Source organism: Actinoallomurus oryzae, from assembly GCF_039541955.1.
Taxonomy (GTDB): Bacteria; Actinomycetota; Actinomycetes; order Streptosporangiales; family Streptosporangiaceae; genus Actinoallomurus; species Actinoallomurus oryzae.
On record NZ_BAABHF010000009.1, the window covers coordinates 567,941 to 587,241 of the forward strand.

The 19,301-nt window shown below is 64.9% G+C and carries 17 protein-coding genes and 4 pseudogenes; 6 read left to right on the top strand and 15 right to left on the bottom strand.

Annotated features, from left to right (window positions below; all coding sequences use genetic code 11):
• Nucleotides 1-40 precede the first annotated feature (40 nt).
• Nucleotides 41-719, top strand: a pseudogene (locus tag ABEA10_RS04470) (transposase family protein); the annotation flags it as partial.
• An 18-nt stretch (nt 720-737) separates the two neighbouring features.
• On the opposite strand, the gene dbpB (ABEA10_RS04475) reads toward ABEA10_RS04470, so the two are convergent.
• The 13 genes and pseudogenes from dbpB (ABEA10_RS04475) to ABEA10_RS50995 form a co-directional block, all read right to left on the bottom strand.
• Nucleotides 738-1,850 carry a DGQHR domain-containing protein DpdB gene (dbpB, locus tag ABEA10_RS04475; protein ID WP_345457818.1) on the bottom strand — a complete coding sequence of 371 codons (1,113 nt, stop codon included), beginning with the start codon at nt 1,848-1,850 and terminating at the stop codon, nt 738-740.
• Nucleotides 1,847-3,112 (bottom strand): tRNA-guanine transglycosylase DpdA, encoded by a 1,266-nt coding sequence (dpdA, locus tag ABEA10_RS04480; RefSeq protein WP_345457821.1) that lies wholly within the window; start codon nt 3,110-3,112, stop codon nt 1,847-1,849. Before dpdA ends, dbpB (ABEA10_RS04475) begins: the two co-directional genes overlap by 4 nt.
• Nucleotides 3,109-4,257 carry a DGQHR domain-containing protein DpdB gene (gene dbpB, locus ABEA10_RS04485; RefSeq protein WP_345457824.1) on the bottom strand — a complete coding sequence of 383 codons (1,149 nt, stop codon included), beginning with the start codon at nt 4,255-4,257 and terminating at the stop codon, nt 3,109-3,111. The genes dpdA and dbpB (ABEA10_RS04485) overlap by 4 nt, the downstream gene beginning before the upstream one ends.
• Nucleotides 4,257-5,237, bottom strand: a complete 981-nt coding sequence (locus tag ABEA10_RS04490; RefSeq protein WP_345457826.1) for a hypothetical protein — start codon at nt 5,235-5,237, stop codon at nt 4,257-4,259. Before ABEA10_RS04490 ends, dbpB (ABEA10_RS04485) begins: the two co-directional genes overlap by 1 nt.
• A 3-nt stretch (nt 5,238-5,240) precedes the next feature.
• The gene (folE2, locus tag ABEA10_RS04495; RefSeq protein WP_345457829.1) at nt 5,241-6,041 is read right to left on the bottom strand and encodes a GTP cyclohydrolase FolE2; all 801 of its coding nucleotides are present in this window, start codon (nt 6,039-6,041) and stop codon (nt 5,241-5,243) included.
• A complete protein-coding gene (gene queD / locus ABEA10_RS04500) occupies nt 6,038-6,394 on the bottom strand; it encodes a 6-carboxytetrahydropterin synthase QueD (protein WP_345457832.1) in 357 nt (118 codons plus the stop codon). The genes folE2 and queD overlap by 4 nt, the downstream gene beginning before the upstream one ends.
• Complete coding sequence (gene queE / locus ABEA10_RS04505; protein WP_345457835.1) at nt 6,394-7,032, bottom strand: 7-carboxy-7-deazaguanine synthase; 639 nt, start codon at nt 7,030-7,032, stop codon at nt 6,394-6,396. The genes queD and queE overlap by 1 nt, the downstream gene beginning before the upstream one ends.
• Nucleotides 7,033-7,040: 8 nt before the next feature.
• Nucleotides 7,041-7,745: a 7-cyano-7-deazaguanine synthase QueC gene (gene queC / locus ABEA10_RS04510; RefSeq protein ID WP_345457837.1), complete on the bottom strand. Its 705-nt coding sequence runs from the start codon at nt 7,743-7,745 to the stop codon at nt 7,041-7,043.
• Between the two features lie 546 nt (nt 7,746-8,291).
• Nucleotides 8,292-8,973, bottom strand: a pseudogene (locus tag ABEA10_RS04515) (IS256 family transposase); the annotation flags it as partial.
• 589 nt (nt 8,974-9,562) lie between these two features.
• Nucleotides 9,563-9,832, bottom strand: a complete 270-nt coding sequence (locus ABEA10_RS04520) for a hypothetical protein (protein WP_345457840.1) — start codon at nt 9,830-9,832, stop codon at nt 9,563-9,565.
• A gap of 625 nt (nt 9,833-10,457) precedes the next feature.
• Nucleotides 10,458-11,339 carry an LLM class flavin-dependent oxidoreductase gene (locus tag ABEA10_RS04525; protein ID WP_345457843.1) on the bottom strand — a complete coding sequence of 294 codons (882 nt, stop codon included), beginning with the start codon at nt 11,337-11,339 and terminating at the stop codon, nt 10,458-10,460.
• Nucleotides 11,340-11,389: 50 nt separating this feature from the next.
• Nucleotides 11,390-11,779 (bottom strand): transposase, encoded by a 390-nt coding sequence (locus tag ABEA10_RS50990; protein WP_425550866.1) that lies wholly within the window; start codon nt 11,777-11,779, stop codon nt 11,390-11,392.
• Nucleotides 11,780-12,129: 350 nt separating this feature from the next.
• Nucleotides 12,130-12,597: pseudogene (locus tag ABEA10_RS50995) on the bottom strand (IS110 family transposase); the annotation flags it as partial.
• A gap of 778 nt (nt 12,598-13,375) precedes the next feature.
• On the opposite strand from ABEA10_RS50995, the gene ABEA10_RS04535 reads away from it, so the two are divergent.
• Nucleotides 13,376-13,534, top strand: coding sequence for a hypothetical protein (locus ABEA10_RS04535; protein ID WP_345457849.1), 159 nt, complete (start codon nt 13,376-13,378; stop codon nt 13,532-13,534).
• 151 nt (nt 13,535-13,685) lie between these two features.
• Nucleotides 13,686-14,102 carry a hypothetical protein gene (locus ABEA10_RS04540; RefSeq protein ID WP_345457852.1) on the top strand — a complete coding sequence of 139 codons (417 nt, stop codon included), beginning with the start codon at nt 13,686-13,688 and terminating at the stop codon, nt 14,100-14,102.
• A gap of 483 nt (nt 14,103-14,585) precedes the next feature.
• Here ABEA10_RS04540 and ABEA10_RS04545 read toward each other — a convergent pair whose 3' ends face one another.
• Complete coding sequence (locus tag ABEA10_RS04545; protein ID WP_345457855.1) at nt 14,586-14,948, bottom strand: MerR family transcriptional regulator; 363 nt, start codon at nt 14,946-14,948, stop codon at nt 14,586-14,588.
• Between the two features lie 58 nt (nt 14,949-15,006).
• Between ABEA10_RS04545 and ABEA10_RS04550 the strand changes: the two genes are divergently transcribed.
• On the top strand, nt 15,007-15,717 hold the full coding sequence (locus ABEA10_RS04550; RefSeq protein ID WP_345457858.1) for an SDR family oxidoreductase: 711 nt from the start codon (nt 15,007-15,009) through the stop codon (nt 15,715-15,717).
• A 460-nt stretch (nt 15,718-16,177) separates the two neighbouring features.
• Here ABEA10_RS04550 and ABEA10_RS04555 read toward each other — a convergent pair whose 3' ends face one another.
• Nucleotides 16,178-16,903 carry a hypothetical protein gene (locus tag ABEA10_RS04555; protein ID WP_345457861.1) on the bottom strand — a complete coding sequence of 242 codons (726 nt, stop codon included), beginning with the start codon at nt 16,901-16,903 and terminating at the stop codon, nt 16,178-16,180.
• A gap of 885 nt (nt 16,904-17,788) precedes the next feature.
• Between ABEA10_RS04555 and ABEA10_RS51000 the strand changes: the two are divergent.
• A pseudogene (locus ABEA10_RS51000) lies at nt 17,789-18,403 on the top strand (helix-turn-helix transcriptional regulator); the annotation flags it as partial.
• Nucleotides 18,404-18,584: 181 nt separating this feature from the next.
• Nucleotides 18,585-18,848 carry a hypothetical protein gene (locus ABEA10_RS04565; RefSeq protein ID WP_345457867.1) on the top strand — a complete coding sequence of 88 codons (264 nt, stop codon included), beginning with the start codon at nt 18,585-18,587 and terminating at the stop codon, nt 18,846-18,848.
• Nucleotides 18,849-19,301: the final 453 nt, after the last annotated feature.

Below are 19,301 nucleotides of genomic sequence, written 5' to 3' on the forward strand. Positions count from 1 at the left end.
AAGGGCAACGAGGGAAAGCACCGCTACACGGCCTGGTACGTCGACATCAAAGGTCCTGCCCCGGGGCTTGCAGGCCCTGATGATTCTGGACTACCTGCGCAAAACGAGACCTACGCCGAACTGGGCACTGGATTCGCTGTCTCCACCACCACCGCGTGGCGCTACCTCAACGAGACCGTCGACGTACTGGTCGCCCGCGCGCCCAAACTCGGCGCGACGCTGACCAAAGCGGTCAAAGCCGAGTTGCCGTACCTGGTGCCGGACGGCACCCTGATCTCAATCGACAGGGTCGCAGCCGACCGGCCCTACTACTCGGGAAAACACCGCCGCTACGGCATGAACCTCCAGGTCATCGCAGCCCCTGACGGAACCCTGCTGTGGGTGTCGGGACCGCTGCGCGGCTCGATCCACGACCTGACCGCGACCCGGATCTGGAGCGTCATCCGGGCACTGGCCGCCACCGGGCTGCTCGTCCTGGCCGACAAGGCCTGCCAGGACGCCGGCGCGCACATCCCCACGCCTACAAGGGACGCGACAAGCCCGAGCCGCAAAAGGACGCCAGCCGCGCACACGCCAAGGTCCACGGACTCGGCGAGCGCGCGAACGCCCAGTTCAACTCTTGGAGAATCCTCCGGAAGCTGCGCTGCTGCCCCCACCGCGCCGGCCGCCTCGCCAAAGCCATCCACGCCCTGCAACTCCGCGAGACCGCAGCACGCTGAAAAAGGCTCTGTGAAGGATCAGAACAGCGGGTCCTGGTCGACCATGACGAGCAGGCCCTTGGTCAGCCACTTCACGTCGTTGGGGGTGTTCTGCAGGCCGTTCCACTTGCGCTCGTCGTCCCTGCCGAAGTGCCAGCTTCCCTCGGTCCAGGCCGCTACGACCTTGATGTTCTTCAACTTCTCGAGGATGTGTTGGCGATCGAGTTCCTCGGCGGGCTCGTCCTCGGTGAGCTTGTCCATCACGTAGCCCATGGCCTGGATGCCGACGCCGTGAGTTAGCCGCGACGTGCGAGGCGGCTTGCTCCAAGCGTCCGGGAAGACCTTCTTGACCAAGCCCCAGAACGTGTCGAGGTGTAGCAACATACGTTCGACGTCTCCGCCGCCATGCTCATCGCGGTACTGGTAGAGCGCCCCCTCATACATGCTGTTCTCGATCATCTTCAGGACGCTGTTGTCCTTGATGTAGCCGTCCGGCGAGGTGGGGGTTGCGATCGCCCTGTAGAACGGGCCGGCGGCGGTCCCGTTGAGCCGGGTCATGAGCACCGCCGGCAACTGGCGGCGGGCGTATGCCGGCGGCAGGTGGCCTCTGGTGTTGGGGAGCAGTTCGTGGATCAGGCCCTTGGGCAGCGGCTTGGTGTTGTTGACCAGAATGAACTGGGCTCGCTGCTCAGCCTCGTTGTCGGCTATGAAACCTACAGCCGCAACGGGAAACGTGTCGATCTCTGCTTCCCTGATGGCAGCGCTGCGCTGCTGACCGTCCACCAGCCAAGCAGGTTTCTGGTCCTCGGGAAGCTCCTCGTCAACGGGAATGACGAGTTCTCCGGTCACCGAGTAGCCTTCCCCTGTCTCAGGGGTTGTCCCGGCCTCGAACTTCACCCTGCTGTCGAACGCCAGCACGATCGCGTTCGGCAACATCGCCGAGGGTGACTCAAGATAGCGCTTGATCGCTTTGATGTGGTTGGTTACCTCCGGGCGCTGGTAGCCGTGCAGCTCCTCCTGGTCATCACGTCGGATTCGGGACACAGCCGCGAACTCATGCAGGCGCTTGCCGTCAACCGCGAAGCAGTAGATGCGGCGATCACCCTGCCGGACCTCCAGCGCCGGAAGACGAAGCGTGTGCTGGTCGGTCATTGGTTCTCCTGACTAGGCGCACGGCCGATGTGCTGGATCTTGGCAGCGAAGACCGCAAGGTTGTGGAAGCCGCGACTCTTGTTCCGTTCTGTGCCCCGAAATACGGCTATCTCAATGCCAAGCTTGCTGCACAGGCCACAGTTGCATGTCTTCCATGGTTTCTCTTGGAGAAGCATCTCATACTTGGAGATGCGGGACTTCTTGGCACCTTTCCTTTTAGGATCCAGTTTGTCGCCCTCAACCAGTTGCTCATAGTCGCGGAGCACGTTCAGTACTTTCTCCAGGGAGGCTTTAGCATCACCTTCGTCGTAGGCCCGCAGTAGGCGAAGTGTCTCGCGCTCGAGGCGCTTCGCTTCGGCTTGCGACACTTCGCCGGCTAGCACCTTTCGCTTCAGAGACGGATTGCCGTCTACCTGGGGCACCCGGATCGCCATGTAAGCACCATCGGCGGTGTGGTAGTTATTTTTGTCGTCCATGAACGACTGGCGAAACGGTGATGTGCTATCGAAGCTGGTGACCCCGAGAGCGGCGAACTCTTCGATGGTGCCGACCCGAGTGATCCCCAACAGATGAAGCTCTGCGTTCCCCCGCACTTTGTCTATCTCGTAGAGACAATCCAAGATGTCGCCGGTCCGCAAGGGCACCATTCCTCCGAGCGCAATGCGTCGGTAACCCATCTCCTCGAGTTGATGGACGCTGTCCGCGTAACTGGCGGGACTCCACCCCTGGGCAGCGCCCACCGGGACGATGGGACGCTCCCGCTTGTCCACCTCATCGAGAAAATCACGCGCGTACTTAAGCGTGATCCTGCGGCGTTCAGCCCACTTTGGGTCAACGGTGGATTCCGTAGCGTCCCGGTCGTAGTGGAAGATCACATGGTCAACGCTAACGCCTTCATCAAATCCGCAGCGTTCATAGAAATCAACGACGTCGGGGACACTGTACGGTGGCTCGGTTTCGTCAATATAGTTGAAGGCGCCGCAATCGCCCAGCGTGGTGACACCATTCGGGAGCCTGAAGTACTTCTGCACACCCAACCTGTGAAGCCGTTCTCGCTGCGGCATCGTGTACTTCCCGGATCCTCGCACTGAACCGTCCACAATAGCTTTGCTGACCAGAATCCCGTGGTAAGGGCGTTTTGCTAGAACCTCATGCGCGTACTTGTCGTCGCGCTGCCGTACGCGGTGCGGAGAGTACTCCTCGTTGCGAAAGTCGAACGTCGGACTGACCTGGTCTTGACTATCTGGGAAGAAAAACTTCAAAGGAGTTCCCTGCGTGCGCTCTGGTACAGACGGATCAGGTAGTTGGAAAGCTCTTGAACATGCTTTCCCACATTCTCAATCTCGTTCCAGCGATGCCCAAGGCCCTCCCAGGTCCCAGTGGTCCAATGACAGTGCGGAGCGATAAGTTCGAGGTGTTGGCGAACCTGCTCGTATGCATCATCGCGTTGAGGGTCAATAGTACCGAGAATGCGATCCATGAGGCGGCCCATTGCCTTGATTCCGGCACCGTGCATCAACCGGCTTTTTTCCGGTGGTTTTCCCCATGCTTCGGGGAAGGTGTCCTGGACTGCCGTCCAGTAGATGATCAAAGCTTGGATGATTCCGTCGTAATCCGTCTCACCACGACCGATGTCGCGATACGGAAAGAGACAGCCGGAAGGGGAAGTCAGGCTTTCTTGGATCATGTCGACGACACCGGTGTCGGTAACTACCGCGCCGAACTGGCGACTCCCGGCACCGGAGGCTCGTTTGATCATCCCGTGAAAAGGAGATTTTTTGTCGGTGTTCAGCACATCACACAGACTCGATGGAGCCTTACGTACGGCCAGGCGGGCGGGTAGAGGGCTGTCCACTTCGGGCAGCAACTCGGTAACCAGGCCGCGAGGGAGTGGACGCGTATTGTTGATGCGTACAAACTGATCGCGTTGCAAACTAACCGTGTCAGCAACAAACGCCGTAACAGGCACTGGCAAGTCCCTGCGTTTAGCGCGCGCTAGGGCCAACGCGCGTTGCTGTCCGTCGACGATCCAGGCGGGCTTCGGCTTGCCCTCCCTGGGCAAAGGAAGGAACAACCGGCCAGTGTCGGAGGCGCCGTCATCTGGGAGCCGGTTGCCGCCGCGGGTGGCTTTGAAACGGACATCGGGCGAGAGCGCCATAATGATCGGGTTAGGGAAGATCGGCAGCGGGCTGTCCAGATACTCGACGATTTCCTGGATGTGCTTGCGCACCTGGGGGCGCTGATAGCCGATTAGTTTGCCTGCCTCATCACGACTCACGCGGGAGATGTCGGCGAACTCTAGGATTTGCTCGGCCTTCAACATGAAGATGTAGAGCGGATAGTCCTTGACCTGGATGATCCGAAGCGCGCGCACCTCGATGGAAGGCTCGCTTCTGGGCGTGGACATCAGGACCAGTCCTTGGACGCGTCTTCCTGCATGATTTCCTGGAACAGCCCCTTGAAGCGGGCCTGCTCGCAAGACTGCCCAGAACTGCGTAGGCGGCGCAGCAGTTTGGTCGCAGAGACGGGTCCCACTTCCTCCGCCATGGCTGCACGTATGAAGGCGGACACCTCGTGGTCGCTAAGCCGGGCACCCGGGACTCGGGAGACTGCTGGAGGAGCCGACTCTCTCAACTCCTTCATGAGGACAGCGAGCGCTGGCCGCGCGAACGGTTTGTGCTGCTTTCTAGCCATCTCCAGCACGCGGCGGGCGGCCCGTGCATGCAAAGAGAGCAGGCTCCCGCCTACAGCAGGCTGGACCGCTGCAGAGACTGGGACGATGAAATCTTCCAGCCCCGGGTACCGGCGGCCCGGCCCGATGATTACGAAGTTATCCGGATCGGCTAGTTTCTCGGCCGCCCGCTGAAGATCGTAAGCGCATGGCCTTAGATAGGCGTCCGACATGACGGCAATGACGACAGCGTCCGGATTGCTGGCGGCGAGGTCGGTGAACGTCCGAGGAGCACCGGGGGCAGGGCCGGTCCACTCGGCCAAGGTTCCCCACCACCTGCGAGCATCGTCGGTCGTGGAGGCGACGGAGTCCTTCTGGCCGAAAGCGAAAGTGGCCGCATAGGCAGCGATGTGCGCGTCCTCCGGCATCAGCCCGTAGCCGGCGGAGCAAACCCACATCGAAGCAGCGGGGCCAACCACCTGTCCAAGTTGTTTCGCTACCTGCCAATACTCACCGGCGTACAGGTCGGCGGCACGGGTGGTCGCTACCCCGGCGGCGAGGCGGCGGATCCAGTCGTGGCAACGCGCCTGTGTGTCCTGGCCCGGGGGAAGTTCGCGTGCCCGGAGCGTGGAGGAAAGCGAGCCTCGCTTGCGGTTAGCGCAGGTGACGACCAAGTGGACGGACTGTTCGCCTGGAGTGCTGGTGTGGTCGCCCATGGCTCATGCTTCGCCGGCTTGGCGGGTCCAAGATACCGCTGCGTAGGCGGCATGGTTGTGGATGCTCTCGTCGTTGAGTGCCCGAATCCGGTACGCAGCAACGGTTTTCAGCGTCTTCAAAACTTGGGCGACGTTGCGGACCATGTCCTCAACGAAGACAGGATGGTCGTAGGCCGCCATGGTCACGTGGCGCTCATCCGGCCGTTTGAGGACGGCGTAGACGGGCGAAGACGCCGCCTTCTCCGCGATGCCGATCAGATCGTCAAACCAGAGATCCCCTTGCGGGTTGATCGGCTCAACCACGATCGTGATGTGGCCACGCTGGTTGTGGGCGCCCCGGTCACTGATGGCCTTGCTGCATGGGCAGACACTGGTCACCGGTACCGTGACGGCTATCGTGACCCGGCTTTCCTCGGGCGCGCTGACGGCGGCCAGCGTGCACGCATAGTCAATGAAGCCGCGCGCCCCGGTCACCGGCGCAGGCCGTTCAAGGAAGTAGGGGAAGTCGAGGCTGACGCGCGCTGCGGGACTGGACATACGGTGCCGCAGGTTCTCTGCGAGGGTGGCGATGCTACTGAGGCTGAGTTGCTCACGAGCCTCGTGCAGCACCTCAATGAAGCGGCTAAGGTGCGCTCCTTTGACCTCTGGGCCGAGACTGACCGACATAGCGGCGGTGCCTACGGTCTCCCGCTTGGCCTCCTGGCCGTCGGCGACCAGGACCGGATAACGGAGTCCTTCCACGCCGACTTCGTCGAGGGGGACACCACGCGAGTCCGGCGTGGCCTGAACGTCCTGCAGGATCACTTTCCCCCCCGGTAGACGCAGCCGGAAGTGCAGGTCTCACGCACCATGACGGCCGAGAGCGGCAACTTGTCGACCAACCTGTCCCAGATCCATTCGGCGAGCACCTCACAGGTCGGGTTCTCCAGCCCCGGCACCTCATTAAGGTAGTAGTGGTCGAGTTGTTCGACCAGTGGCTTGACGGCGGCCTTGATCTCGGCGAAGTCCATCAACCAGCCCATGGCGGGGTCGACTTCGCCGCTGACGCGTATCTCGAAGCGGTAGCTGTGGCCATGCAGCCGGGCGCACTTGTGGCCGTCGGGTACGTTCGGCAGCCGGTGGGCAGCCTCGAACGTAAACTCGCGGAAAATCTCCATCAACGGATTCCCAGGGTCTTGTGGGTCTGGACGCTCAACTGCCATTGCGGGTTGGCGAGGCAGTAGTCAATCGCCGCTTGTGTGTTAGCGACGAGGTCAGGACCGTCCATCGGCTGCAGGAGCAACTGGTCGAAAGCAAGGTGTTCAAAGCGTTCGGGCTCGGCTCCGACCTGGGGATAGACCAGCTTCAGATCATTTCCCGAGGTCAGTACGATCTCGGTGCCGGCTTTGGGGCTAACGCAGATCCAGTCGAGACCCTCGGGCGCGGGGCGTGTTCCGTTGGTCTCGATCGCGACCTCGAACCCTTTGGTGTGGAGGGCGTCTACAGCCTCGCGGTCCAGTTGCAGGAGCGGTTCGCCGCCTGTGCAGACCACGTAAGGGCGGCTGCGCGGGTGTGCGCGTCCCTGCCAGGTCTTCGCGACAGCCGCAGCGAGATCGGCGGCTGTCTGAAACCGACCGCCGCCTAGGCCGTCGGTTCCGACGAAGTCGGTGTCACAGAACTGGCATATCGCCCGATGGCGGTCCTTCTCACGGCCGGTCCACAGATTGCAGCTGCTAAATCGGCAGAATACCGACGGACGCCCCGCGTGACTCCCTTCGCCCTGAAGCGTGTAGAAGATCTCTTTAACTCGGTACATAGGACTCGTCAAGCCTTTGCTGACGTGAAGGAGGGATCGGCAAGCCCGAGTTCAGCGAAGCCCCGACTGCGAAGCAAGCACGAGTCGCACGTCTCGCAAGCGCGGCCGTCGACGGGGTCATAGCAGCTGTGCGTCCAGCCATAGTCGACGCCGAGGGACAGACCTCGCTCGATCGTCTGAGCTTTGGTCAGATCGATCAGCGGGGTGTGGATCTTGAGCTTCTGAGTGCCTTCGACACCGGCCTTGGTGGCGAGATTCGCCATGCGTTCGTACGCCTCGATGTACACCGGTCGGCAGTCGGGGTAGCCGCTGTAGTCCATGGCGTTGACACCGATGAACACATCCGACGAGCCCAGGGTCTCAGCCCAAGCGAGCGCGAACGACAGGAAGACGGTGTTACGCGCAGGCACGTAGGTGATCGGGATCTCCTCGTCCAGCTCGTCCGCGTTGGCATGGTGAGGGACATCGAGAGATTCATCAGTGAGTGCCGAGCCACCAAAGACGGCAAGATTGATGTCAGCGATCACGTGCTCGGTAGCCCCCAGCTCGCGAGCCACCTTCTTCGCCGCGTCGAGCTCCTCGGTGTGCCGCTGTCCATACCGGAAGCTGAGGGCGTACGTCTCGAATCCCTCATCGCGGGCGATCGCCAGCACGGTGGTCGAATCGAGGCCACCACTCAGCAGGACCACTGCCCTGCGCTTGTCCGTGCTCACCTGTCGCTCCCCCATCCTGCGCACCGCGCGGAAACTGCAGCCTCATAGGTAACCGTATGAGTGTAGTTTCGTGCGCGCGACCTCCGCAATTCGCCATGTGCTTGAGGTCTCACATGTCTCTTAGGTACGAGGCCCCGCGGCTGACCGACGTGGGAGGGTCGGGACGCAACGATGCGGCGACCCACTGAAACTGCATCAACCGCTGCTCGCGAGCTGAGAGCACTTAGTGGCAACGGTGCGAGTGCAGTTGAGCGGCGGCTAACCGGCGATCAGCATCCAGGCTGATGGCGCCGAGGTACTGCGGGCCTCTCGACAGGCCGGGCCCGGCTGCAACTATGGCGTTCAGGAGCCTGCCGAGTAACTCCCGAGTCCTCGGGGGCGGCCGTTGAGCCGGTGACGCGGAGGTGCGTCTGGGTGACTGGGTGTAGATGACGAGCGGATGGGCTGCGTGTGCTCGCTCAAGGCAGCGGAACGCATGTCTCAAGACATAGGAAACACCTGGGCGCGGGTCTGTCCAGCTAACGGTGTAACTCGGTCTTGCAGGGTCTAGTTTTGGGCTGCGGTCAGGCGGCCTTCGAAGGTGATCTCGAAGGCGTTCAACGCGGCTTTCCAGCGGGTGATCCAGCGTTTGCGGCCTTTGCCGGTGGGTCCAGGCTCATGACCGCCAGGTAGACGCACTTGAGCGCGGCTTGTTCGTTGGGGAAGTGGCCGCGGGCCGATCCGGGCGTTCACGCTCTCGATGGCGTTGGTGGAGCACACGACCTTGCGGATCTCGGGATCGAACTGCAAGAACGGGACTAACTCGGCCCAGGCGTTCTCCCACAGCCGCAAGATCGCCGGATACTTGGTCCCCCATTGTTCGGCGAACTCCAGCCACCGTTCCATCGCAGCGGCTGCGGTCGGCGCGGTGTAGACGGGCTTGAGCGCACGTGCGATCTTGTCCCGATCCTGTCGGGCCGCGTACCGGAAGTCGTTGCGCAGCAGATGGACGATGCAGGTCTGCACCAGCGTGTGGGGCCAGACGTGCGCGACCGCGTCGGCAGGCCGGACAGCCCGTCGCAGATGACCATGCACGCATCGGCGACGCCGCGATGCTTCAACTCGGTCAGTACCTGAAGCCAGTACTTGGCGCCTTCGCCACCGACGCCGGTCAATAGCCGAGGACGTCGCGGGTGCCCTCGACGGTGACCGCCAGGGCCACGTAGATCGGCCGGTTGGCGACCCTAACTGCGGCCACCGACAAAACCTTGCCGGCGTCCACAGGTGGCCAGCGACGCGCTGAGTGGCAGGTATGACTTCGCCACGCATCGCGACCGCTGCGAGTACGCGCAAACGTGGAAGCAACCCCCCGCACCTGACACCGCGAACGGATCACTCCCGACTGAGGCTGGCGTTGAACGCCTCGGCGGCGGTGGTGTCGGCGCTGGTGCCCACCGCGCCCATCGACTGCCGCCAGTTGTTCCGTCGACCAGGTAGCCGCACTGCACAGACTTCAGCATCACAACCCGCGGCAGAAACTTCGCCGTGTCCGGTTCGCCTTCAGGCTCTGGAGCCTGGTAGCGAGCAGCCGAGGGTGCTCAGTTCGGCTCGGCCCTCGGCCTCCCGGTCGGGCAGTAGCAGCAACGTGCAAGCCCACTCGAACCGGGCTCCGAGGTGGTCCCGTTCCGCGAGTGCTTCAGTGATCGCACCGGAGTCGCCCGTCAGACGTCCACGTCCACATGCGCGGGCGCGGCAGGCTGCCGCCCAGCGGTGTTCGGCCGCCACCGGTACCAGTTGGTCGAGCCTTCGCGCCGCGTCCGGTAGGCCGACGACGGCCGTCAGTTCGGCACCGGCCGCCCGGGCGTATCCCTCATACCAGCGTTCACGGAGGCCGCAAAGGCCCGATCGACCAGCGCGCCGACGCGGTCGACGCCGGCGGATTGGATCGCGATCCGCACCTCGACGAACGCCATGATCGCCTCGATTTCGCCGCAACGCGTAGAGGCGCCGTGGCTGGCGGCGGTGTACGCCCGCGAGCGCCACGACTCGTACCGCCCGTCACCACGGAGGCCGTGGACGAGTGTGGCCGCGGCGATCGCGGATGACATCCAGGCCATCGCCGGTCGGCCGTCGCGGACCCAGCCGTCCGACAGGAGTTGTGCGGCCTCGGTGGCCTGGTCGAACCGCGGACAGGGCGAGCACCCGTACCAGCCTCGGTAGTGACGGAAAGGGGTGATCGGCGACCGGATCGTGCAGGCTCGCCCGCTGGAAGGCGGTACGCGCGCCCGGCAGGTCACCCGCGGCCACGGCGGCGGTCACGGCCACGTGGTGGGCGTCGGTGATCTCGGCCGCCCCCGTGGGATCGTGGGGCTCGTCTGCCTGATGCCACGCCCGGGCGGCGGCGAGGATCGCGGCTGTCGCCGAATCGTCGTCGACTGCCGTGACCGCCGTCCGCAGCATCTCCGACCGTTCCTCCTGGGTCATCCGGTCTCCGAAGCCGGTCGGGTACCGGACCGAGTGGGTCCTGTGTCCAGATGAACCGAGGCAGCCATGCCCGCTATACGGTCTCGCCGAGCACCACCGAACCCACATCGAATAGCAAGCCCCTTAGCGGAAAGGCCCGTTCCACCATCGGAACGGGCCTTTGACCGTTGTGGTCGCCGGGTCCGGAACCGCCGACCGGTCATGAGGACTCGGCTGGCGAACTCTTGATTCCGCCCCTGGCCCGCCGGCCTAATGTCCGGCCAGCTCAGCTACGACCGGAGCGAGCACGTCGGCGAAGTCGGCGCCGAAGACGAAGTAGGAGAAGCCGATCTCCTCCCGTCGCCGCTGGATCTCCTCGGCGGCCGCGGCGGGATCATCCGGAAGTACCGCCAGCGAGTCCGCCGCGCGAAGCGCAGCGGGATCGGTGTCGGGGGACGCCATGAACGGCGCGACGGTGTCGCCGATCACCGCCACGTGCTGCGCGAGTTCGACGTCTCGGATGGCGCGGAAGTCGCGTACCAGCCGCGTGATCTCGGCCCGATCGTCTCCCGGCATGAGCGCGAAGGTGACTGTGTCCGCGAGGTCGGCCGCCAGTGCCTGGGCCTTCGGCCCGCGTACGGCCATCACCACCGGCGTGTGCAGGCCGGGGCCGTCGAGATCGCGCAGGACCGCCACGGTCTCGCGGACCGGGGCCAGCCGCTCGCTCGGTGGTAGGACGGGCATTCCCAGTTCGCGAAGTTCGTTTTCAATGCCGGGCCTGCCGGTGCCGATGCCCATCTCGAAGCGACCGTCGGTGAGCACCGACAGCGAGTGCGCCTCCCACGCGGTGCTCCAAGCCGGGCGCAGCGGGGAGGCATACACCCAAGTGCCGACCCGCAGGTCGGCAAAGGTCGCCGCGACGGCCAGCGTGGGGCCGGGCGCCGGCTGCCATTGCGGGACGTCGGGCATCAGCAGCGTGGAGTAGCCGCTGTCAGCGATACGGCGCACCCGGTCTCGCCACGTCGGCAGGTCAGTTGTGAGTGGGGCAACGACCCCGAATCGGAATGGCCTGGGTCCGCCGGTCGTCGTCGAATCGGTCATCGTTCCTGTCCTCGTCAGTAGGAGGAATGGGGTGCCGGTCCTGCATGTCATGCGCCACGAGATCGTTCTCCGGCAGCCGGAGGATCAGAGCGCGCTGCCCTTCACCTGCACCCGCCGTCGATCTCTTGATCGCGATCCTCTCTCCTCGAGCGCCCCGTGTGAGCGGCCTCACCCCTGCTACGAACGCCGTTGCCCCGATCCGACACCACATGCGCAGCCGGAGGGATTCGAATCCCCAACCTTCTGACGTTTGTCAAGCGGTCATGGCAGTGTTGAGTGTTCGGTAGAGCTCGCGGGCGATGTAGCGCTTGAGGCAGCGGCGGATCTCGCGTGGGGTCTTGCCTTCGGCGGTGCGGCGGTCGATGTAGGCGCGGGTGCGGGGGCAGTTGCCGTATCCGGGTGAGCGCGATGGCGTGGATGGCGCGGTTGAGTGCGCGGTCGCCGCCACGGTTGAGGCGGTGCCGGGTGGTTTTGCCGCTGCTTGCCGGGATCGGGTTGGTGCCGCTGAGTGCGGCGAACGCGGCCTCGTTGCGGCATCTGCCCGGGTGGAAAAGCTCACGATGGCCTGGGCTGCGCTGACGGGCCCGACGCCGTACCGGCTGGTCAGGCCGGGGGCGATGTCATCGACGATGGCCAGCAGCTGTGCACGGTTTTCCTTGAGTTCGCGTTCGGCTTGGGTCAGCGCCGGGGCGAGACGGCGGATTTCGGCCTGTCGCACCAGTTGTTCCCGAGCGGCAGGAGCCGGCAGTTCACGCTCCGCCAGAGCGGCGAGGGATCTTTGCGTCAAGGAGCCGCGAGCGGCTTGGCGGTCGGTGTTGTCTCCGGCGAGCAGTAACGCGCGTAGCCGGTTGGTCTGTGCGGTGCGCATTACGGTGATCTCCTGGCGTGCGACCAGCAGGATCCGCAGCGCTTCTCGGTCTCCATCGGCGCGTGGGGCCGTGAGTTGGTCTGCGTCCAGCCGCAGTGCGGCCAGCACGGCCAGGTGCGCGTCGATGGCATCGGATTTTCCCTTCCCGCGGCGCTGGGCACGGCGGGGCTGCTCACACTCGATCACCTGCACGCCCGCCGCGCTCAGCGCCCGTGCCAGCCCGGCCCCGTAGCTTCGGCTTCCTTCCACCGAGGCCACCGCACGGATTTCGGGTCCCAGGTCTGTGATGGCTGCCAGCAACCGCGTGAACCCGGCGCTGTCGTTACTGATCCGCATCGTGGTGATCGGCCTGCCGGCCACATCGGCGATCTCCACCTCATGACTGTCGCGATGGGTATCGATCCCGATGACGGCATCTATCACCTCTGCCAGCATGGTCATACGGCCTCACGTCTCCTTCTAGGATCAGGGGCCGATGTCGGCACCGGCCTGGATGGAGTCACCGAGTGGCATATCTGTGATGGGTCACGCCAACAGGCGGACAGGCTTCTGATCAGGACAACACGGTGGGCCAGGCCGGAGCCGGCGACCCCGGGGACAGGTCAGACGAAAGGCACGCGGTCTCGCGGCCAGATCCGTAGCGGGTCACCCGGTATCGCCGACACCGATCCTGACGGCAGTCCACCCAGAACCGCCGGAAAACACACTCACAGATCCGTAGCCGCCCGTGGCGCATGGCAGATGCGCTACGACCGTGGACAGACGGTGCCCGATAATTGGGATCGGACGGCGCTGACTGTCGTCGTTGTCATCACCGCTGTCGTCGGCCGAAGGCGCCACGCACCGAGAGACCCGCCGGAGCCAAGCACACCCTCAAGCCCAATTGCCTAAGCCGCCACCGCGTCCATCGGCGCGAGGTAGTCCTTCCGCTTGGCTGAGAAGAGACCTGCTATGAGCACGTCCGCACCAACGACGACAGCGGCGTGGTACACGATGCTCCAGCGGATGCGCAGGCGTCTGAACCGGCAGCAGGGCGATGGTCTGTTCGACGCCCCAGCGGCATGTGCCCTAGCGACGCGCCGGCCACATGATCTCGGTGACGATCGGCGGTGGCAGCGGCGGGCGCGGGCTCGGTTGGTGGCTTGTCCGTCGTTCGGTGGACATGGGAATGACCGGATCACCGATCGCGTGAGGCGCCCGCTGCCGCGAAGCTGACGGTATGGGCGATCACGAGGAGCTCTGGGATGCGTGCTCTGCACGGCGTGACCGCTGCCGGGACGAGGCCACGCTCACATTGTCCAGCGACAAGAAGGCACTGCAGTACCGCGACGGCGGAGGCCCGGTGCCGTACCACCACCCCGGCGACCACCAGCAATGACCTGGGTGCGCGGACTGCCGCGGAGGCGTTCGCGCGCTCACTTGGGCGCACAACGATCACCCGGCGGGTGGCAGGTGGGATGGCCTGTACCCCGAACTCGGACTGAAGGGCAGTATTGATGCACGCAAAAGACGCTGAACTGGCCGCCGCTTTGACCGAGCAGCTCAGCGACGAAAAGATCGTCGCGGCCGCGTACGCCAGAGTCGACACCGCGCTCAGCCCCGCGCGGATGCTTTCGCCGCTCGGTAACTACCTGATCGCCAGGCCGGCCGCTCGCGCGGCGGCGAAGAAGATGACCGAACAGACCGACATTCCGCTCGATGCCGCCGTCGTCTTCGGCATCAGCGACGACGCCCTGCACGTGTGGGCTGCCGACCCGATGCTCAACCGGGTCGGCGAGCACCTCGGTCAGATTCCGCTGGAGCGCATCACGTCCATCAAGGTCGAGGGCGGCAAGAGCTGGCAGCCGGTCACGATCAGCATGGCCGACGGAAAGAGCGTCGAGCTCGAGGGCCGGGGCTCCATCCACGCAGTCGCGGCCGAGTTCGACAAGCGCAAAGCCGGATGACCCGGCCATGCGGCTCCAGCTGTGGAACGTCGGCTCTGAGGAGGAGATCGTCGCCTCCGCGCAGGTCGTAGAGAAGATCCTGGACAGAGCGATGCCCCGATGGCGAACCACCGGTGCCGGACGACGACGATAGGAGCATCGACGACTGGTGTCGGCATCGGGAGGCGGCACAGCGGGCCGTACGACCGGCTCGGATCACGAGGCTCTACCGCGACGGGCGGCCGGGACGGCAGGGGTCTCTCAGCCCGTACGGCCGCCTACGTCCATGCGGTCAACCCCAGTGCCCTGGGAGCAATGATCGGGAGCGCACGTTGACCGTATTCGGCCGTGATGACGTGCGATCGGACTATGGGGCGGCGCGTCTGTTCTCACGTAGATGCCAGGTGTCCAGGAATCGATAGGGGGCTGCGTGGCCGCTCCTCGGCGTCGGCAGGATTCCCCTGTCGCAGCCTGCTCGACGACACCGGAGGCAAGCGCCCACGCTCATACGTAGTCGCACTCCGGACTCGGCCTTGACGTCGCGTTGATGATGTCGTTGAGCCTGTCCCGGGCGATAATCAGCTCGGCGATCTGCGTGTTGATCCGGTCCCGCTCTGCGGCCAGCCGTTCCCGCGATTCCGGCGTGCTCACCTTGGCGTCGACGCACGGCAAAAGCTCCGCGATCGTCTTGCTGGACAGTCCCGCGCCGTACAACTGCTGAATCAGCCGCACGCGGTTGACCGCCGCGTTCTCATAGAGCCGCTGCCCGCTTTCACTACGCGTCGAGGCCAGCAACCCCTGCTCCTCGTAGTACCGAAGCGCCCGCACACTCACGCGCGTCATGCTCGCCAGGTCCCCGATCCGCACAGTGATCCACCTCACAATACTTGCCTCTGACATCAACGTGAGGTTTTAACGTAGCGGCATGCAGATTAACGGCACAAAAGCCCTCGTGACCGGCGCCAATCGCGGACTCGGCAAGGCGTTCGCCGAGGCTCTCCTCGCCCGCGGCGCCACCACTGTCTACGCCACCGCCCGCCGCCCCGACCACATCAACATCCCCGGCGTCGTGCCCCTCCAGCTGGACATCACCGATCCGACGTCCATCGAAGCCGCGGCCACCGAGGTAGGCGACCTCGACCTCCTCATCAACAACGCCGGCATCTCCACAGACGCCCCCTTGCTCGGCCCCTCCACGGAAAACGTCCGCCGCGAGTTCGAGACCAACTTCTGGGGCACCCTCAACGTCACCCGGGCCTTCGCCCCCAGACTTGCCGGCGGCGCGATCCTCAACGTCATCTCGGCGCTGAGCTGGTACACCTTCGCCCCCGCCAGCAACGGCTACGCCGCCTCAAAAGCGGCGGAATGGTCTCTCACCAACGGCGTCAGACTTGAACTGGCCGACCAGAAAACCCAGGTCACCGCCTTGGCCCTGGCCATAGCCGACACCGACATGATGGCCGCCTTCGACATCCCCAAACTCCCACCCCACGAGGTGGTCACCATGGCCCTGGACGGTCTGGAAGCGGGCAAACTCGAAGTGATCGCCGACACACCCACCGCCAACGTCAAGGCCTCCCTCTCGCGCGACCCCGCGCTCTTCTACGCTGACATCGCCACCTCCCTGTTCGGCTGACACTTTCCCTCTGAACTGCGGCAATCTCCGGAGAGGATGTTGATTTTCCAGCCAGGGCAGGGTCATCGTGATCGCGCTGGCGTACGGGGTGCGCCGCGGTGAGGTGCTCGGCCTCCACTGGTCCGCGCTGGGCTGGGAGGCCGGGACTCTGCGAGTGACACACGGCGTGAAGCGGCGGCGCATGGCCGATGTGCCGCGACCGTGGACATACGGCGCCGGGTGGCTGGGTTCGTGTGCCGCTGGTTGTCGTCGTTGTCGTCACCGTTATCGTCAGACGCGGCGGGGCTCGCGGCCCGGCGGGCTGGGGCGACCCCAACGCGGCCCAGGCTCAGCACTCGCGGCTGATCTCCGCCGATGGAAGATCGGAATTCAGGGATCCCGCTGCGGTTGTCCAGTGCTCCGCGACGCCAGCCTCGGCGAGAGCACGCCGAGAGGCAAAACTCTGCGTTCCGTGGCCGCTCTAATCTCGGCGGCGGAGGATGAACCAGTCCGTCAGCTCCTCCCGGCCGACGCTTCCCACGCTCCACAGCGTCGAGGAGCTGGGCACACTGAAGACCCGGACTGCCTTTACAGTCTCATCTTCGCTAAAACCGGGCGGGGCGGATTCCAAATCCAATTTACGTCCGACCGGCGTGTAGGAGCGTGTCCAGGTATGACCGTTGTAGGAGAGGAAAAGGACTTGGCGTGGATGGTTCGGGTCGAAACCGGAGATCCATACTCTGCCTGCCCGGTCGCCGGTGACGCCATATAGGTCGGCGTGTTCGACGGGCACCGCTACCGGCCGCCATGATCGGCCGTCCCAGCGCAGGACGACGGGGTCGTCCCGTCCCGCGTCCGTAGGGCGGTATCCCACCGCCCAGGCGTCTCGCCGGTCACCTTGCCAGATCGCCGACAGCTCCCCCCATATGTCGGGAACCGGGGACCGGGCCCAGGTCGTCCCCGTCCATCGGACGATAAGGGGTCTGTCGTATTCAATGCCGTTCTCGTAGCGACCCACGATGGAGCCGGCCGCCCAGACCTGACCAGAGACGGAAGAGACGATGTCGACAAAACGACCCTCGCCGGGCTGCTGCCAGATCGACACCTTACGGCCGTCCCACCCCACCAGCACCGGCTTGACGCCGAGCTGACCGGTGCGGGTGTGGACTTCGCCGGCGAACCACGCCGTCTTTCCCGACACGGCCACGGCGCGCAAGCTCCGGTAGTCCGGAGCCGATTCGGGTACGGCGGTGCCCCACGGTGCCCGCCAGGCCCAGCTCCGTCCGTCCCAGTGGGCGATATAGGCGAATTTATCGCTTCCGGCGACCCAGACGTCGGATCGGCTCCGCCCGCTTACCGCCCAGATCGTCCCGCCTGCCCGCGGAGGCCGCTGCGGTCGCCACTGGCGGCCGTCCCATCGCAAAATGTCCGGGCAGGGCTCTTCATCATCAAGCGCAGTCTTCGACCGCTCACAGCCGTGGCGACCGACCGCCCATACGTCGGCGGAACCGCTCGCCCAAAGGTCTACGATTTCTGTGCGAGGCGCCGTTCTCGGACCCTGCACAACCCCCCAGCGATTCGGCTCAGTCTTCGCTGGTATCGGCGTCGGAGCCTCGGTCCGCCCTGGCTTCGTGACGCCGGTCCGTCCCGGCTTCGTGACGTCGGCCCGCTGCGCTGGCGCATCACACGCCGCCACGAAGAGCGGGAGCACGCCCAGCAACGCATACAACGTCTTCACCGCCACATGATTACACGGCTGCCAACATAGCCCGCGAAGGTACGACAATGTCCCCGTAGGGCCCCTAAGCTCGGCACCAGCGTTCGAGGGCGATGTCGAACCCCAGATTGGAATATTTCGGGCCGCGACCCCGTGACCGGCTCCGGTCCAGCTCAGGGTCGATATGCGCTTGCCCGCGAGTCACCGTGAGTATCCCTTGATTACCCACCGGTCTGGCACATTTGCGGCACGGCGAGGTCCACGGCTAGCGCCGCAAGGCGCGACTCAGCCATTCTTCAATATAGGCATCCTGTTCCGTGACGGTCCCAATTTCCGAAGCGCCCGGTATCGAGCTCTCGGCAGCAGACTGATGAAATGACCGCGACGAAGCCTGGCGACTGGAAGTCCGAGGTCGGGGAGTTCCTGCAAGCCCGAAGGGCTGCCGTGACGCCGGCCTCGGTGGGACTACCGGACGCCGGCCGCCGCCGCGTGCCAGGGCTGCGCCGCGAGGAACTGGCCGCCCTCGTCGGCGTGTCGACGGACTACTACGTGCGCCTCGAACAGGGCCGCGGTGGCCGCCCCACCGAATCCTTGCTCGATTCCATCGCCCGTGTTCTCCTGCTCGACGACACTCAACGGGCCCACCTTTACGACCTGGCACGTCCCCGGCCCCGCCCTGCCCGGCGCCCGGTCAAGGAGCGCATGCACGACTCGACGCGCCAGTTCCTGGAGACCCTCACCGTGCCGGCGCTCGTCATGACCCGCACGATGCAGGTGATCGGCTGGAACCCACTCGCGTGTGCCGTCTTCACCGACTACGGAGCCCTGCCCGAGGCCGAACGGAACTCTGCGTGGCTGCTGTTCCTCGACGAAGAGACCGCGGCCCGGCACCGCGATTGGGAGGCGTCGGCACGCGGCACCGTCGGCATCCTGAGAAAGACCGCGGGCGAAGACCCCGGCAACCCTCGACTGGCCGCGCTGGTCGGAGAACGAAGCGCGCGAATAGCGATCCACCACGTCAATGCGTCCGGGCTGCGCCACTGGACACCCAAGGGCTACCTCGACCAAGAACCGCAGCCTGAACAAGCTCGCCGGGCACCATGGTCAGATGCATCCAGGAACCCCCCAGAACGCTGGCCCGTACCAATCCGCTCCGTCGTATGCCGTGATCGTGGAGGAAAAGGAGCGCCGCAACGGGGCGTGGCACATCTCGCTGATACAACCGGTTGGCGGCGACCTGGCCGAGGCGAGGGCCACCGGCCAGAACATCGCCTTCCAGCACCAGCCCGAGGCCGTCGGGCGCAAGGTGGGGCGCAGGGACGTGTACCAGTTGGGCGAGGACTCCTGGCTGATCACCTATGACGCACCATGGCGGTTGGGGTCCACCGGGCACTTCCGAGTCAGCGTCGCCCGCTATATCGGCTCCCTAGATTGAGCCCTCCGGCGCGAGAGCCATAGCAGGCCTTACGGTCGCCATCAGCGGGTCCGTTGCACGGTTGTCGTCTCCCGTGCCGTCGTAGTCGCCGAGTCAGTCGGATGTTATGCAGTCCGATCAGGAAAGTCACCGTTCCGCTCACCGCGCACACGAAACCCAGTAAGCCCAAGGCCATCCTCCGTCCCGCCACTCCTTGTTCTCTGGAAGTAGGACGAATCTCAACCGACGGGAGTCGCCCCCTCGCCGCAGCGACCCCTGCTCAGCGGTCGCCCTCCTCGGACCCCCGGATGTCCGGCGGCGCCTGTAGTGCGTCTCCACCAGATGTCGCTCGTTCAGGTGCGAGGGCACCAGGTCAGGACGGTGTCGCCGGACGATGTCCGACGTCGCGGTGAAGGCCAGAGTCGATGGCTGGAGAGCCCGGCGACAGGTCGGGCCGTGAGGCGAGGACAACAC